Consider the following 17,714-nt stretch of genomic DNA (forward strand, 5'->3'; position numbering starts at 1 on the left):
ACTTATGAAAGGGATTAAATAATAGAACTGTGCCAAAAACTTGTTACCATGCAGGTTTTTGTGCACAGTTTTTTTAGTGCTTTATCGTATGTAAAACTAGCTCCTTTTAAACGAAGAACAACAAAGGCAAATTGATCAGAAGTAAGTCATTTATCGATATGGATGATTAGGAGAAAGCATTTACGGTAACCCCAAGTCGAGAGTATTCCGATACTAATATAGTTTATACATCTAACCCTATTTAATAGGTTAGTTTTGAAAGATGGAACTCCCGCATTCGAAAATGATGTACATAAGTTTTCCAAATGGGCAGCTTATTTTTTGTTTTGGGGTTACTTCAATATCTAAGCTAAATGCCTATGGAGCAAAACTAAAAAAAGACGCCAAATGGCGCCCCCAACTTGGGTTAATGAGGTTTTAGTTTTCCAATCTAAAGAAATATCGTATCAGCTCACAAAGAGAGTATATCATAACATCCAAGAGAAATAATATGCATTTTTACATATCGAAATAAATTTTGTATTCTTGCACTGACGGACCAGGAATAGCAAGATATGAAGCAAATAAGCACTGTAAAAATATCAATTCATAGAAGCGATTAATTTCTGATATGACATGTTTTAATATCACAAAAGCCATCACGAAATGATGATTGCATGATGGCTTTTGTTGTTATCTTATTTCTTTGTCTCATTGACCCATGTAACGATGTCCTGGATGACATACGCAGGAACATTGGAAGGGACTTCGTATTCACTAGGGTGACTGAATTCCCCGTCGCCCTCCGTGAAGATGTGATTCAATTTCGGATATTCTTTGAACTGAACATTACTGCGGCTTGAAAGCCCTTCTTGCCATCTCGTAAAATCGTCTTTTACAGTTACTTGATAATCACGTGCGCCTTGCAGAATCAGTAATGGCTCTTTTCGTGATTTCACTTCCTCAACTGGACGCCAACGAGTCACATCATACATGAAATGTGGAGAAGGATAATTATAACCAGCTGGTGGGTGATTTGGATCAAAAGTAGGATCCTTAATATAAGCGAATTGTTTTTTTAGTTCATCAATAAAATCCTTAGGTGCCCCGAGGTACTGATACTGATCAAGGAGCATGTCAGTAAAAGGACGTGCAGGAGGTGCCATTAAAATACTTCCTCTTACAAGTGATGAAGGTGCTTTGCTTAGTATACGCGGCATGGTGCCAGCTCCTTGGCTATGTCCGAGAATGAAAATGTTACCTGGGTCAATACCTTCCTGCTGCGCTGCTGATTTCGCTGCATATATGGCATCGTCTGTAGTATCTTGGTCTAATGTAGCAGGTTCTGCACTCATTTTAAAACCGTGTTCTAAGGAACGTTTCTCGTAACGTAACACTGCGATACCGCTTGATGAAAGACCTGCTGCAAGGTCTCTAAAGATTTTAGCTCCCATAATTGTACTGTCACGATCTTGCGGACCCGAACCGTGAACAAGAACAACAACAGGCACTTTTTCGCCAGGTTTATGTTTTGGAACCGTTAATGTGGCTGGTAAAGGGTATGTAGCATTTCCAATGATGATTTCGCGTTCTTGGTAGGAATCAGGTTGGTCATAGCTAGGATGCGGGATGGTATAAGATTTCTGCGTCGTCGTCCTTACGCCAACTTCATCAACTTTGCCGCCAGGCGTGAATTTAATGAGTAGTGGAATAGTAGTTCCTTCGATAGCTCCTGGAATTTCAACCGTTTGATGGACCAAGTTTCGTTCCTTTATAACAGGTGTTCCCATGCTTGTAATTCTGCTCCCGCCACTTTGTGTCCACCAGCTTTGTAATATGTTTGCCGTAAACTTGGATTGAAAAGCTGCAGACGTCAATTGAAGTGCCTCTGCATATTTGCCTTGCTGGAGATATTCAAAAAATAAAGACGTACGCTCCGTTAAAGAGACTGGTTTCTTGTGTCACTTGTGTATCCGCATGAATCGTTGTTGTAAGCGGAAAAGAAGAAACACCTAAAGAAAAGAGTAGAGTAAAAGAAAGTGCTGATTTTTGTAACTTCTTTTTTTCATCTTTTTCATCCTGTTTAACCTCCAAAATGTAATGGTATGAAATAGGAATGGTAATTTCTGGAATGTTTTCCTATTGGGGTTTCGGTACATGTATGGGGGAATCCTGCATACATATCATAAAAAGTCCATTTGAAAGAGTAGAGGAGTTAAGCAATGGATTTATACATAAACCTTTGCTAAATCATAGAAATCAATAGTTTTTCCAACAAGGATTCCAATCTCGTTATGATGTAAGGGAAGAAAAATAAGAAGAGAGGAGGTATACGATGAAAAAAAATTTATGGTTCATTTCTATATTGTGCATGATTTTAGGAGTGGTAACAGGGTGTAGTAGCAAAGATGATACTGGAATTTCCGTTACAAGAAATGTAGCGGAGAAAGACCAGCAGAAAGGAAGCGAAACAAAGCAAAATAAGAAAGAAGAGGATAGTTATGAGGCAGCAGCGTCCGTACCTGTAAAAAAGAAGAGTTTACGGGTAAACTGCAGTAACCAGAATTGGTCGAGCAGGCAATGAACCCAGTACCTGGGGAGAGTAAGAAACAAAATGCTAATAGAATCATCAAAGCTACGATACTGGATCATATCGACGGTGATACGTTTCGAGTGAAGTTAGCAAACTTTCGTTATCAAGATGAATTGATTTCTAAAGAAATACAGCAAGAGATTTGTCCATTAATAGTTACCCAAAATGCAATTGCAGACAGATGGAAAATTGTTACTTTGTGGTACTTAAGCAAGAATGGAGTTATTAGGTTTAATGAATTATTAAGGATGTTACCTGGTATCTCAAAAGGAATCTTAACTAGACAATTAAGAGAGCTTGAGGAGGACGAGCTAGTACTCAGAGAAGTTTATAATGTTGTTCCACCCAAAGTAGAATATTCACTAACAGAGCAAGGTAAGAAGTTTATACCTGTATTAGAAGCAATGCAAGTTTGGGGTAAAGATTTACTAAATAAAAAAATAGAGATGCATGAAAGACATGAGGATTAATACAGTATTACTACCTTCTTATTACCAATAGATAGAAGGTATGGAGTCCAAATTAAGTTACATTATTGTTGATTATTGAGTATAAGCACATTGATGCAATAGTAATTTAAGAGCTACGATTGTAGCTCTTTTTCTTATCCAGCTAACGGTGCAGTTAGTGGAAGAAGGATTTTAATTTACTATGATGAAATATGTAATCTAGATGAAATCTGAGAAGGAGGTTTCAATACTATAAAAAATGTTTTGTAGAATGAATGTAAGGGAGGAAAGCTAACTTGGAAATCACAACAGAAAGATTAATAATTAGACCGTTTAAGGGTACTGATTTACAGGATGTATTTGCTATTTATAATAATGATGACACATGTAAGTACCTTTTACATAATAAGTGGACTCATGAAGATATGCAGAAAAGATTCGATCAGAAGCTAGCAAACAATGTACTCACTACAGAATCAATATTAAGTTTGGCAGTCATATACAGGACTAAAGTAGTTGGTGATCTATCAGTATGGTACACAGATATGAAAGACACTGTTGAGATTGGTTATAGTTTTTCAAATGAAGTAGCTAGGAGAGGTTTGGCAACAGAAGCAGTAAGTAGTTTGGTATTTAAATTATTTGATGAATTTAATGTACATCGTATACAAGCTAATCTTGATGCACGTAATACAGCTTCACAAAAATTGTGTGAACGAATAGGCATGAGACAAGAAGCCCATTTTTTACAAGATTTTTGGAGTAAAAATGAATGGACAGATAGTCTTGTATATGGAATGTTATCCTCTGATTTGAAGTAATAGACGTAGTGATTTTATTATGTTAACGGGTGCGTTAGTTGAATAAAAAAGGGCATAACATATTATCTAAGACTTATATATTATGCTCTTTAATTCATGAACCTTTTTAAATTTAGGTCTTAATAATTTCAAATGTAGAAAAGCTCCCATATTTTTTTATTAAAATAAATTAAAATTACACAAATAAAAGCCCGTGAGCTCACATTTTTATATTTTAGGATAATGATATGCAAGATTGCATGTGTAAAATGGTTGCAATTTTGCACAACCTGTAACTATAATTGTTACAGGTTGGTGAATACCAATCAAACAAATACAATCATCATGAATGGAGATGTTATCGAATGGGTATGAAAAAATTAATCTTAGCAGGTGCTTTAGGGTTCGCAGCATTATCAGGAACAAATCTACCAGGATTAGAAGCAACAAAAGCGAGTGCAGCTTCTATTGAAACGAATTTTTCGACGTTAGAAGGACGCGTAGTAGAAGTGGATCATGGTGTGATTGTTGTGAAATCTAAACAATATGAAGAACCTGTTAGTGTTTATATAGAAAATATTTCAAATGTGAAAGTAGGAGACGAAGTAAAAGCGACTGGATCTATGATGCGTAACTTTACGGAGTATATGGTTGCAACAGAAGTTGAGAATACTACAAACAAATTAGGTATGCATTTGAAAGAAAATGGCTCACCTGATTATTTGATTGGTGAAGTATCAGAAGTAGGTAAGATGGAAGACAGTACTACTAAATATGTCGTAGTTGAGTATCCAACACAAAATGGGGAGAAAGACGTTATTGACGTGTTCTTAACAAAGGGACAAGTATTTAAAACAGGTGAGAAAGTGAAAATTGATATGAAGTATGTAGGCTGGGGCGGCATTTCTATTAATTTCAACACAGTTGATCACATCGAAAAAGTGCATGATGTAAACAATAGCACTCAAAATAATGATGATGTGTGGATTTGGTCTTAATTTGATTAGCAATATTAGAATCAAAAAAGTAAGACGTTCTTATGTTGTAAAAGCTATACTGAAATGAGTATAGATTATAATATTCATTTCAATTAAATAAAGGAGAGGAGTCTATTTTATGACTTCTCTCCTTTGCTTTATTCGAACTTTGTTGGAGTCTATTTATATGACCATATTTAAGCAAGAATAGCTTTTAAAATCGACACTTTGTTTGTAGTAAATAATACATAATTTTGTTTTACAGTTCTAATTAATATACGGTCAGTTGTCCCATATGCTGTTCCAATACGGATTGCAGTTGGTTCTTCAACTCCAGCATAGGTAGCATCTTCGGTAACCTCAAGCACATCACGTAATGGGATTGTAACCTCCGCCAATTGCCATGAAATAATTAACGCTTCTTTTGTTTTTTTTACATCAATACCTAGCATTATACCAAGACCTTTCTATAATAGAATGCTACACTTCTTATCTTATTATACAAATTTTTAAATTATTTTTCTACATGTATGAATAGAACTGGTATTTTAAGGGTGTAAAAAGAACAGGAAGATATACTATCAATCTACGTTATGAAGAAAAGTTCACAGGGAATTAATATGGATTTGATATGGTTGAAGTATGATAAACGAGTAACTGTAGGAGTTGCAGGAAGGAAATGAATGATGAGACTTAAATTAGTAGGAACCTTAACTTGTATAGTAGTAATGTTAGGTACCTTTATCATTTACACCAATATATCTATTGGTAAAGAGCCATATAAGACAAACCATGAAACTAGTGAAAACTCCATAAATAATGAAAAAAATAGAAAGCAAAATGGGACTTCAAGTAAGATTGCAAGCTCTTTTTCAAGTATACAGGCTGTAATAAATAAGGAATATGGTTTACCCGAAAACTATAAACCAGAGGATTTAGTTGTACCAAATGTACCCTTCTCATTTAGTGGAACGGTAGAAAAAAGTCACCTTCGTAAAGAGGCAGCGGAAGCGTTAGAAAAACTATTCTTTTTAGCTAAGCAAGATGGTATTCAGTTGAATGCTGTGTCAGGATTTCGTTCCTATGAGTATCAAAAAGGCCTGTATGCCAGCAATGTTAAAAAGAATGGGCAAGAGCATACGAATCGCTTCTCTGCAAAGCCAGGGCATAGCGAACATCAAACAGGGTTAACAATGGATGTTTCATCGAAAAGCGCGAACAATGGACTAGAGCTAGCCTTTGCAAATACGAAGGAAGGCAAATGGCTAAAAGATAACGCGCATCGTGCAGGATTTATCATTCGTTATCCAAAAGGTAAGGAAAGTATAACAGGATATGCATATGAACCTTGGCATATTCGTTATGTAGGAGATATCGCTGACAATATATATCAAGAAAAGCTAACTTTAGAAGAATATATGAATCTGAAAAAAATAAAGAATTGATCTAGTTAGTATTAGTAGTGAGAGTGTTAAAAGATAGAATATATACGCATCTCGCGCAAACGCCATTACAATCCCGGTTGATAATCAAAAGATTAAACGATATATACTGGATTGCAGTTATCTAAGTCAAATTGGCATGTTATTATGTAAGTGCGAATGCGGATGTACGGATTCGCACTTACATAATACATCACATAGGTATTTGTAAAAAACAAGTGAATAAATCTCAAAAAGAAAAGAATACTTATATCATTGAGACAGAAAGAGAAATTTAGTAGTTATATTTTAAAATCTGTATTTAAATAATATTTAGCGGAATGCTCAGCTAAACCAAGTACAATAAAAAGAATTAAAGGAAATGCTCTACTTCGACATCACAACAATTAAATCTTGTAAAATACACCATCTATTTTGTCTTAAGGAGTTAAAGTTAACTGTTTTGTATTAAAATGTTAGACACTGGCAATGTCCTATAAGCAACAATTTCATCAATATAAATATGTATAGCTGAATGTATCATATTTATACTGATGAAAGGTAAGGTATATGATACCTTTATAAAAGGAGAGAAAAATAAACATTTATAACTTCGCGCGAAATACCAATTTTACGAACAATAGAATGTATAAATAAAAATCTAATACAGTATTTAGGGATTTCGAGCTCAATTTCATGAATCTCAGTATATTGGTATGTGTCTATATAATTCATATTTTATATAGGAATCATTAAATACTGAACTATTCATTGGAAATATTCATAGTAAATTACCTTTTACTATATACGATTTTTTTATGTTGATCTGATTAACTCCTCATAATTATGATTAAATTAACCAATTCATGTTAAATAACGAATTTTAAACTGTTTTCATATATTAATTTTTTGTATGAATTTATATATATAAATTGTTTTATTTTACATACATTTATATGTGGTTTTTGCACGAATTTTTATGGTCTAATAGAAAATCATTACTTGGTTAGCTATAATTTTCTATTGATTAACTACACTATACCATTTAGATTTGAGTATATTTTAGTATTGCATAATATAATTATGTAAATAAGTTCGTATAAAAATTGAATTTAATGCGAACTTGTGTTCGTGTCTCTTTTCTGTTATAGTGTATATGAGGTGATTTTTATGGAATACAGCAAGCAACGTCAAAAATCCGTACATCGTAAGAAATTATACGAGAATTTAAATGAAATGCCCTTTTACATAGAAGAATTTGTGGAGTACAAAGAATTGCATGATGCCTCTCCCTCCACCCTACTGAATTATGTATATGATTTTAGAGTCTTCTTTAATTGGCTATTATCTGAACAAATTATTGAATTTAAGCCCATTAAAGACATATCCTTCTCTGATTTGGAGAATTTAAAGAAAAAAGATGTTGAGAACTTTATGAGGTTTCTAAAACTACAACAAAACATGCAGAATTCTTCTGTGAACAGAAAAATTTCGGCCTTAAAGTCTTTATTTAAGTACCTCACCTCCCTATCAGATAATGAAGATGGAGAATGTTATTTTTATAGAAATGTAATGGCTAAAATAGAAATACATAAAGATAAAGAAACATTAAATGCTCGTGCAAAACGTATGAGATCTAAAATATTCCATAATGATGACGATCAAGAATTTTTGAATTACGTTAAGTACGAACATGAAAAATCTTTAACAAAACATCAGTTATTCTATTTCCTAAGAGATAAAGATCGTGATGTAGCTATCCTCTCCCTCTTTCTTGGTAGTGGTATTCGTGTAAGTGAATTAGCCGATCTTCGTATGGAGGATATAAATCTAAAAGAAAGACTAATTGATGTAATTCGCAAAGGAAATAAAGAAGACTCAGTATGGATTACCCCAATTGCATTGAATGATATTGAAAAGTATATGGAAATTAGAGATAACAAATACGCTCCAGGGAAAGAATTAAAAAATGTATTTTTATCAAAGTATAAACATACTGCACAGCCTCTTTCGGTTAGAGCTATCCAGGATATAGTAGAAAAATATACGAAGGCCTATGGCAAAAAAATGTCTCCTCATAAATTAAGACACACATTGGCAAATAAATTATATATGGAAGAAAAAGACTCGTTACAAGTAATGCAGCAACTCGGGCATACGAGCCAAGATACAGCTTTGCTATATACACAACTTGGGGAAACAACTATTAAAGATAGTTTAGGCAGAATAGGAAAAAATAAATAATAAAAGTTCAGCAATGCAAAATTGCTGAACTTTTATTATTTTCTCTGCTAGAGTTAGTGGTTTTAAATGTCATGCATTATTCATTACATGTTTAATTTTATTATATAAAAAATACATAGTTAAAATTCTACTTTAATTGGTATATAAAAACTGTCTCTTGTTAGAATTAGATAAATGAAAATTTTAGATTCCTACAATTGGTGTTTACTCTTTTAAGTTGATAGCGATGTGGTGATACCCGTTTAGAACGCTATCTTTGCACTAAAAAAAATCGAACCATAAATTTGCCGGTAAGCTTATGGTTCGATTTAAATTATGTACTTTTAGTAACTACTCAGCCCCTCTATGAAAAAAGCCAGAAAAGCATCTTTTTAAATGGGCAAGAGGGACTGGTCATGCATAGAAGCGGTCAGGGCCTTTTCCTGCCACGCGCAAAGCTTTAAAACAAAGAAAGGAAGCGAGGTGTAGGTCCATTTTTATCTTCATCGCTGGAATTATGCTCCTTACCTAACTTCTAAATGAAATGTATAGCTGAGTAGTTACCTTATTTTCAAAAAAAACATTCTGACTATTTCTTTTTCACTTCTTCTATAAATCCCCATGTCTCTCCGTTATCTTTTGATTGATAAAGTGCACTACTATCGCCATTGTAGTCTCCATCTGCCCCTTGTCCAACTAACATATTAAAAACCCCATCTTTCTCATATGGCATACTAGGAGAATCAAAAGGACTTATTGTGGACTGTGTATGATCTAATTTCACTTCATGCGGCGGATATTCTACCTTTTTGAAAGATACCCCCCCATCATCTGTGCGATATAACTCTCCCTCATTACCAGAAGGTCTAACAGCTCCTAAAAACCCAAGTTTATTATTTATAAAAGTGATTCCTGATACACTCCCAATCCCCCTATTAAATGGGTCTGGATTAATAACCTCCCATGTTTCCCCTTCATCACTAGTCCTGCTTAATGAATAAAAGGCGCTCCCTAATGCTTTATCTGTCATATTTAATTTATAACCAACTTCTTTTGATAGGAAAAACTGTTCTTTTTCATTCTTTAAATCTTGTTGTTTCTTCTCTTTAAGCCTATCTTCATTTGGAGGCGTCTTTGATTTACTCCAACTTGCGTCACATATTAAGTTATATCTAGCAGGTACTAGCTCTTTCTCTTTTCCAGGGACAAATATAGATACAGTATATCCAATGATTTCAGAAGCTGCTTCTTTAAGACTCTGCCCCTTACCATCCTCAGTAATATTAATAATTCCCTCTGTATTTGATCCCCAATTTCTTTTTCCATAATAAATCAACCCATACTTACTTTCATTCCACTTTCTAACCGTTTGCTTAACTGGAATCGCATTAACCGTTTTAATTAAAGGTTCTACTAATTTATCATCATTATAATCAGGCTTTGCATACCCGTCTCGTATTATAGTAATATCCTCTGATTTCTTCTTATTATAAGAGATTAAATAAGTTTCTTCTTTTCCATCAACATTTTTCCCATAAACAAATGTATCAAACGCTGTGATTGTTCCATCTGAATGAAATGTAAGATCAAAATCAGTTGCCATATACAATTTCTTTGGCAAAGAAAATTTTTTATTTATATCTTCAAAAATACCTTCTACTCCAGATTCATATATATTATTATGTTTAAGTTTAACTGACCTTTCATGTTTTAACATTTCTATAAACCATGCCAATTTGCCATTGTAATTTATTGCACTTTTATAAATCTGCATCCCATAAAATGATGTAATTGCAACAATAATGATAATAGAAATGGATCTCCATGCTATTGAATTAGTTAATTTGTTAGTTTCATATTCTCTATTTTTTATCACCCGCATTGTAGTAAATGTAGTGATGGATATAAAAAGTACTATACATAATAATAAAATATAAATATTATAATTCATCCTTCCGTACTTACAGTATAAGGCTAACTCATAACAAAAAATCCCGTATACAATTATTAGTATTGGATTTGTTACTAATGACAGAAGTATCCTTTTTACATTTTCCTTAAATATAGAAATCACTCCTAATTACATAAATTACTGATATTAAGTATACTTTACTGTAAAGTAACAAAAAAGCTATTTAATCTTGCCGCCAAAAATACAATAGATATCTGTCTATTGTATTTTTGGCAGATGTCTATTAAAACCGTTTAAAAATCTAGTTGTTTCATAGACAATGGATTTTTGAGTGAATACTAAAGTTGCTTCATTTGAGAGCCAAATAATGAAAATGAACCCTCATATATTAATTCATTCCCCCCTCAATAATATTTATCTTTCAGATTTTGTTGATGCTTTGTAACAAAAAGATTCTAAAAAGGTAATTGTAATTGAATTAGAAAAACACGCGAAGGTTGGGAAATTAGTAAATCATAGATAAAAACGTCCTATATTTTAATAGGACGTTTTTTCTTCTATAAATAATGTATTCTCCAATATCTAAAAAGGACGGTTTAACTACTTACTTATATCTATCTATAATTCAATAAACCTACTTCTCCTCATACCATGGGTTTAAATGAATTAGTACTTCATATATTTCTGGGTTCTGATTTATAATAGTAGTTTTTATATCCCTACAAATATCATGTCCTTGCTGGATGCTTAAATGTGCCGGAACACTAATTCTAATATCAATTAATACATAGTGACCATGATCACGTGCGCGCATTCTATCAATTCTTTTTACAAAAGGATGGGCCTGAATTACTCTCTTATATTCACTACATTTCTCGGTAGGAATACCACCTTCCATTAATATATATATTGCTTCTTTCCCCATACTAATCGCTAACTTTAATACGAAAAAAGAAACAATAATACCGGCTAAAGGATCCCCATAAGCTGCATATGGAATGGAATAGATATTGTTTATCAAAGCAATACCAATTCCAATTACAGCTGCAATTGAGGCATAAACATCAGCAAGATGATCATAAGCAGTTGCTATAAGCCCTTTGCTGCTTGTTTTTCGACCAATTCGTATTGTGTATACATATAAAATTTGCTTCCATATTAATGAAATAATCGCTGCTATAAAAGCAATTATATGGGGTTCTGTCGCTGGTTCAAATAATGACTTTATTGATTCATAAACCATAAATAAAGCCGCTAAAATTAAAATCACAGCTACAATTCCTGATGATATAACTTCTGCTTTACCATGTCCATAAGGATGATCTTCATCAGCTGGCTGGTTTGAAATTTTCATTGATCCCAATGAGGCTACGGATGCTACAACATCGGCAGCATTATGAATCCCGTCGGCTAATAATACCTGACTTTTGAAAAGTAAACCGACTATAATTTTGATGAGAGTCAGAAATATATTGCTAATTACACTAATCCATGCTGCCAATAAGGACGTTTTTTGGTTAGCATTCATATTTATCCCCACCTTAACTTTACTCTTGTTTCAAAATATTATTGTTTAATTCAATTGTGTAGTTATAAGTCTGTGTCTTATCATTTTAATTTCTTTCATACATTACCTAATAATAAGTGTGTGGGTCTATACAAACATTTTCTCATCAGTAAAGGTTTAAAGCATAACTTACTTTGTTCTTTTATCCTTATTTGTTATGAAGTGTAAAAAAGAGTGACACAATATGCCATGCTTTTATCATTACAAACATCAAAGCGACTAATGTGTTGCTTTGATGTTTGATGAAATGTCTTCAGGTATGATTACTAATTCATTCTGCGCATTAATCTTTACTCATCTGATCACAACAATTATTTTTACAGGTTGTCCATTTCACATAGCTGTAGCAAATACTATAAGATTAAAAGCATATAATTGAATATGAGTGTAAACTGTATACATTATTTATCCTTCTTTTAAACTCTTGGAGATTTTCCATATGATTGAGTATCTCTATATGCTTTTCTTTAATGAATTTTAAATGATAAAACTTTCAATTTTATTACACTATTTGTATGTTAGTTTTTAAACTTTAATTAAACCTTCATTTATTTAAGCATTCATAAATCAGTTGCAATATTTGCATCAAATTCATCTGATTTTTTAGTATCTATTTTTTTCCCATCTATTGTCACCCTTATTTCTTGTTTTTGGTTTGCTGTTACCATCCAAGCATTCGGTAAATAACGATCTTCATGGGATAATGTAGAAGGTGAATTTATAACCTTTCCTCCTAAATATAGCGTAGCAGAAGAACCTCCATCCATAGCCATCGCATTTATTGCTCCTTTTTCATATAGAATATCTTGACACTCTTTTAACGTAGCTCCTATGCTATGTGTCTGCCTACCGTCAATCACTAGAAACATTATTGTGCCATCTTCTTTTTGTGCCATAATACTTCGCGGAGCAGAACCCCAACCACCGTCTCCTTCTGTAATCATTTTTTCTCCATTTACAATTAGCTGTGGCATAAATCCTGCTGCTGAAACGACTTGTTTATCCAAAAGTTGTTGGGTAGAATAATTCCCTGTTATCATTTGTCCAAACTTTGTTAAGCCCGTAATAATTGTAGGGGTATTTTTATCTATATTTGTATCAATTGCTTTCCCATTTTCTATTGCTATTCCAGTTGCAATATTTCCTCCACCCCTTCCTGTTTCATCAGTAAATCCACTTGCATTCACAGCAACAAGTGCATGATTACGTTTTGCCATTACGCTAATTTTTTCTCCTCTTTTATCGCCCTGTGTTCCTTGATGGCTAACAAGTTTAACATTGAAAGGGTTACTAATAGTGACTAATTTCCCTTCGAAAAGAAAGCGACTATCTTTGTTACTTTTAATCGTTTCTACGTCAATTTTTAATGGCTGATTTTTTAATTCTTCTAATCTTTTTCCTGCTATTTTTTTATAAATATTCTCATCACTATTTGACCATTTGGGATGATTAATTCTATCTTGTAATTTATCTAGTTCCTTTTGGGATAGGAATGTATATTTCGCATATTGTGGATGCTGAGAAGTTAGTATACTCCCAGCAATTGTTACACGAAGATCTCGGCCATAGTTAGTACCAAATAATATTCCTATGCCAATAAGCATGAAAATAGAAAGAAGAAGCAAAATTCGTTTGAAGATTTTTCTTAGATGTTTCATAGTTATATCCTCCGGCATTAATTACATTCAATGAATCCTTTAAAATATTATTTACCTAAAGACAAAAGTGTTTGTTTCCCTTATTCCCGAGTTCCTCACTATGTCTTAGCAAGCAAGGCAAAATACTTATTCTACATTTCTTATTTATTTCAGTGTATATTTACAAATTTAATAACGTTTTTGCAACCAAGAAATATATTACTAATCCTGTTCCGTCAACAAATGTTGTAATAAATGGACCAGAAACGACTGCAGGATCTAATTTAAATTTTCTCAAAATCAAAGGTAAAACAGCTGCGACAAGCGAAGCCCAAATAACAATAAATAATAAAGTGATTGCTACAACTTGTGCAACTTCTGTTCCAACCCCTAACATATAAGCACGAATGAGCCCAGCTACCCCAAGTGCAAGTCCGAGAAGCATGCCAATTGCAAATTCCTTTTTCATTACACGGAAAATGTCTTTAAATTTCACCTCTCCAATACCGATTGCACGAGTAATTGTTGCTACAACCTGTGTTCCTGTATTCCCTCCAGTACCCACTAATAATGGAACAAAGAAAGCAAGGGCAACTACTGTTTCAATTTCGTCTTCAAAATACTTTAGTACTGTACCTGTATATGCCTCAGCAACAAAAAGAAGCAATAACCATGGTAGACGTTTAAAGAAAATGCTCCAAATACTAGATTCAAAGTAAGATTGATTTAATGGTTCACTTCCACCTAACTTTTGGATATCTTCTGTAGCCTCTGCTTCCATAACATTCATTACGTCATCAAATGTTATAATACCAATCATTTCATTATTTGCTGTTGTTACGGGTATTGCTGCTAAATTATAATTCAGTAGCTTTTTTACAACTTCTTGCTGATCAACCTCAGCAGGTACTGAAATCACCTCTCGAATCATGATATTGGATAATATCTCTTCATCTGCTGCTAGTAATAACTCATGTATGGAAACGATTCCCTTAAGATAACCATGATTATCAAGAACATAAATATAAGAAATTGATTCTACATTTTTAGAATGTTCCCTAATGTACTTCAATGTCATTTTTACTGACCAATTCCCTCTAACTGCAACAAAATCACTTGTGACAAGACTTCCTGCTGTTTCAGGTTTGAAAGCCATTAATTTTTTCACATTATGTTTTGTAATTTTATTTAGATACGCCATTAATTTAGCTTGTTTTTCCGGATGAACCGCTAGAAGTAAATCTACTGTTTCATCTATCGGTTGTAAATTTAGTAACTTTTTAGCTTTGTTTTCAGATAAGTGAATTAAGATATTATATTTTTCTTCTGTACTCAAATGTTGTAGAATTTTTGAGCTTTTTAATACAGGAATCTTATCTAGTAATATGACTTGATCTTCTATTGAAAACCGTTTTATTTCTTGCGCAACATCATACGACGGATGACGTAAAACTTTATCTGCATCCAAATCATTTTGGGTTACAAGTAATTCATTTAATAATTTCTTCATGTTAACTCCTCCTCATATTGCTAAGGGAGACTCTAGAGTTTCATGAGTGGTGTTGTATTATTTTATCTGTCTAAAATTTTGATTAGAGCATTAATAGTTACATTGCAATCAATTTATTAAGAACTACCTCCTTTTTGAATATAGACAAGATAAAAATAAATAACATTAAACAAAAAAAACCTTACTCAAAAAGGAGTAAAGGTTTTTTTACAATACAAATAAATGATTATTAAGACAGCTCTGCAAAAATCCCAGAGGTGCCTTTCTATCAAATCGTATACCACTCCCTCGTTGAGTTTTAGCACTGTATAGCATAGGTTTTTATAACCAGCTACATTAAAAAGGGCCTTAATCCGACCGTTCCTGTTGACCCATTGGCGTCTCTCGACATTTTTGGGCAGCAGCGTTTCTCTATACAGGAGCCTCACCTAACAAAGATTATTGAATTACTTCAAAATTTAAACCAGAATTTAATATTTGTCAACTAACTTTCGATTTGATTCATAAAAAATTCTTTTTTAGAGAAATGTAATTAGATTCTATTACAAATTTGAAATTCAGCTTAAAAGATTTAAAATTTAAATACAATTAGTTCAAAAAAACGTTATAAAACATATGAAATTTCGTATAAGAAACTTATTGTTTATGATTAATTCGTAACTTTATAGCAGCAGTTACATCATTAGTCATACCGTACTTCAAAAGAACATTCTTCAAAAAATCTTATTTTATGATTAATATCTTCTTTACTGTTTATCAAATTTATATGGTTAAACTACTTAATCAAATTATACATTCCAAGTCGCAAATATGTATCTATATGAGACAATTAAATATAATTTCTCACATCATTTCTCAAAGATTTATAAAGCAATAAAGAATATAAAGTTAGCAATACGTTTACTTGACAAGCAAAAAAAAAATATTTATGCTGGCTACACGAACAAACACATAAAATTTATATTGCTAAACCTGTTAGGTGAGGCTCCTATACAAACACAGGCTATTGCCCAAAAATGTCGAAAGACGCCAATGGGTAGAACAGGAATTGTCGGATTAAGGCTCTTCTTAAGATAGCTAAGTAATGAATTTCCATTACTTTACGTTGTATAGTGCCAAAGCTCTACTAGGGGGAGAAAAGCTTTATTTAGTCATGCCATTTTGAATCCTCCCTAGTATGTAACTAAGGGGGATTTTTGCGTAAGAGAACAGGGTGTAAGCGATAGAATCTCTCAAAACATAAGTACTATTTAATACTTGTTGAGAACAAGATTCTATTCATTAGCAAATGTAATATTAAGTGTTAATGTAAATCAGGAGGATTTTAAAATGAAAAAAATAATAAAACTCGATTATCTATTGCTCCTCCCTCTATTCATAACATGTACTTTAGGTATTATCATGATGTATAGCGCTAGCTCCATTGTTGCTGTTCAACATTACGGTTATAACAGTAGGCATTTTGTTGATTCTCAATTAATAAAACTATTTTTAGGAACAATTGGGCTAATAGTTTGTGCTATTCTCCCATATGAAATATGGAAAAAACGAATAGTCTCAATCTGTATTATGATTGGAGGGATTTTTTTGTTAATTATGGTTTTATGGAAAGGAAAGGTGGTAAATAATGCTCAATCATGGATCTTTGGAATACAGCCAGCTGAATTTCTTAAATTAGGAACAATACTTGTAACAGCCCGTTTTTTTGCATTGCGACAAGGGTCAGCTAAACAAATTTGGATTGGGGGCGGAAAACTTTTATTTTTTTTAGCTACAATTTTTTTCCTAATCTATAAACAGCCAAACTTAGGATCTGCACTTTTAATATTAGGTATAGTTTTTAGCATATTTCTTTGCTCGGGAATAAATATAAATCTATTAATTAAAAGAACTATAATAGGTGCTATTTTTTGGTTACCTATTTTATATTTTTTGATTCAATTTAGTTTGTCAGATGTTCAAAAGACACGTATTACTACAATTATCAATCCCTTTGTTGATGCACAGGGAAATGGATATCAACTTGTAAATTCTTTTATTGCCATTGGCTCAGGAGGAATTATTGGACGTGGATTTGGAAATAGCATTCAAAAAACTGGTTATCTCCCCGAACCACATACTGATTTTATAATGGCAATCGTTTCTGAAGAATTAGGATTCATTGGTGTATTCATAATAATGGCCGGAGTATTAGCTATAGTTCTTCGCTCACTAAAAATTGCACAGCTATGTGAAGATCCATTCGGAAGTTTTATAGCAATTGGTATAGGGTGTATGATTGGTTTGCAATCTGTTGTTAATTTAGGCGGTATTACGGGAATACTTCCTCTTACGGGTACCCCATTTCCATTTGTAAGTTTTGGTGGAAGTTCTTTAATGGTTAATTTAATAGCAATAGGAATATTGCTTAATATTTCAATTTTCAATAAAATTAAGTTTATTAATTATAATATATGATATTCTATATGTTGTTCTATTTTTATTGGATGAATTCTTTCTGATTTTGGACAGACTGATTCCGTAAATCAATCTGTTGTTTTTTCATTAGAATTATCGCTAAAAAATGAAATAAACACAGTAAAAAAAATAACATTGTAAAAATTCGTGGCAAGGGATGAAGGATTCACAATGGCTGAGAAAAAATAT

At 32.6% G+C, this 17,714-nt stretch carries 12 protein-coding genes, 1 pseudogene and 2 riboswitches; of the genes and pseudogenes, 7 read left to right on the forward strand and 6 right to left on the reverse strand.

What is annotated here, in order from left to right; translation table 11 throughout:
* Positions 1-677: 677 nt before the first annotated feature.
* Positions 678-2,073, reverse strand: a pseudogene (locus JDS92_RS19425) (alpha/beta hydrolase family protein).
* 241 nt (positions 2,074-2,314) lie between these two features.
* Here JDS92_RS19425 and JDS92_RS19430 point away from each other — a divergent pair.
* From JDS92_RS19430 to JDS92_RS19445, 4 genes are all read left to right on the forward strand, one after another.
* Entirely contained in the window at positions 2,315-2,563 is a 249-nt protein-coding gene (locus tag JDS92_RS19430) for a hypothetical protein (RefSeq protein ID WP_098710870.1), read from the forward strand.
* Positions 2,564-2,652: 89 nt separating this feature from the next.
* Complete coding sequence (locus tag JDS92_RS19435) at positions 2,653-3,042, forward strand: winged helix-turn-helix transcriptional regulator (protein ID WP_307838335.1); 390 nt, start codon at positions 2,653-2,655, stop codon at positions 3,040-3,042.
* A gap of 275 nt (positions 3,043-3,317) precedes the next feature.
* A complete protein-coding gene (locus JDS92_RS19440; RefSeq protein WP_199632377.1) occupies positions 3,318-3,842 on the forward strand; it encodes a GNAT family N-acetyltransferase in 525 nt (174 codons plus the stop codon).
* A gap of 344 nt (positions 3,843-4,186) precedes the next feature.
* Entirely contained in the window at positions 4,187-4,819 is a 633-nt protein-coding gene (locus JDS92_RS19445) for a hypothetical protein (RefSeq protein ID WP_199632378.1), read from the forward strand.
* Between the two features lie 176 nt (positions 4,820-4,995).
* On the opposite strand, the gene JDS92_RS19450 is transcribed toward JDS92_RS19445, so the two are convergent.
* Positions 4,996-5,250: a SunI/YnzG family protein gene (locus JDS92_RS19450; protein WP_097954855.1), complete on the reverse strand. Its 255-nt coding sequence runs from the start codon at positions 5,248-5,250 to the stop codon at positions 4,996-4,998.
* A 234-nt stretch (positions 5,251-5,484) separates the two neighbouring features.
* Between JDS92_RS19450 and JDS92_RS19455 the strand changes: the two genes are divergently transcribed.
* Positions 5,485-6,243: a M15 family metallopeptidase gene (locus JDS92_RS19455; protein WP_098144874.1), complete on the forward strand. Its 759-nt coding sequence runs from the start codon at positions 5,485-5,487 to the stop codon at positions 6,241-6,243.
* A 1,146-nt stretch (positions 6,244-7,389) separates the two neighbouring features.
* Positions 7,390-8,463, forward strand: coding sequence for a tyrosine recombinase XerS (gene xerS / locus JDS92_RS19460; protein WP_199632379.1), 1,074 nt, complete (start codon positions 7,390-7,392; stop codon positions 8,461-8,463).
* A 568-nt stretch (positions 8,464-9,031) separates the two neighbouring features.
* Here xerS and JDS92_RS19465 read toward each other — a convergent pair.
* The 4 genes from JDS92_RS19465 to mgtE form a co-directional block, all read right to left on the reverse strand.
* Positions 9,032-10,516 (reverse strand): WD40/YVTN/BNR-like repeat-containing protein, encoded by a 1,485-nt coding sequence (locus tag JDS92_RS19465; protein WP_307838334.1) that lies wholly within the window; start codon positions 10,514-10,516, stop codon positions 9,032-9,034.
* A 472-nt stretch (positions 10,517-10,988) separates the two neighbouring features.
* A complete protein-coding gene (locus JDS92_RS19470) occupies positions 10,989-11,882 on the reverse strand; it encodes a cation diffusion facilitator family transporter (RefSeq protein ID WP_097879424.1) in 894 nt (297 codons plus the stop codon).
* 599 nt (positions 11,883-12,481) lie between these two features.
* Entirely contained in the window at positions 12,482-13,579 is a 1,098-nt protein-coding gene (locus JDS92_RS19475; RefSeq protein WP_199632380.1) for a phosphodiester glycosidase family protein, read from the reverse strand.
* 160 nt (positions 13,580-13,739) lie between these two features.
* Positions 13,740-15,068 carry a magnesium transporter gene (gene mgtE, locus JDS92_RS19480; protein WP_199632381.1) on the reverse strand — a complete coding sequence of 443 codons (1,329 nt, stop codon included), beginning with the start codon at positions 15,066-15,068 and terminating at the stop codon, positions 13,740-13,742.
* A gap of 275 nt (positions 15,069-15,343) precedes the next feature.
* Positions 15,344-15,511, reverse strand: a riboswitch (M-box (ykoK) riboswitch).
* Between the two features lie 521 nt (positions 15,512-16,032).
* A riboswitch (M-box (ykoK) riboswitch) is annotated at positions 16,033-16,209 on the forward strand.
* A 188-nt stretch (positions 16,210-16,397) separates the two neighbouring features.
* Here mgtE and JDS92_RS19485 point away from each other — a divergent pair.
* Complete coding sequence (locus JDS92_RS19485) at positions 16,398-17,525, forward strand: FtsW/RodA/SpoVE family cell cycle protein (RefSeq protein ID WP_097959394.1); 1,128 nt, start codon at positions 16,398-16,400, stop codon at positions 17,523-17,525.
* Positions 17,526-17,714 lie beyond the last annotated feature (189 nt).

The organism is Bacillus cereus group sp. N12, from assembly GCF_016483575.1.
In the GTDB taxonomy this organism is placed as follows: domain Bacteria; phylum Bacillota; class Bacilli; order Bacillales; family Bacillaceae_G; genus Bacillus_A; species Bacillus_A toyonensis.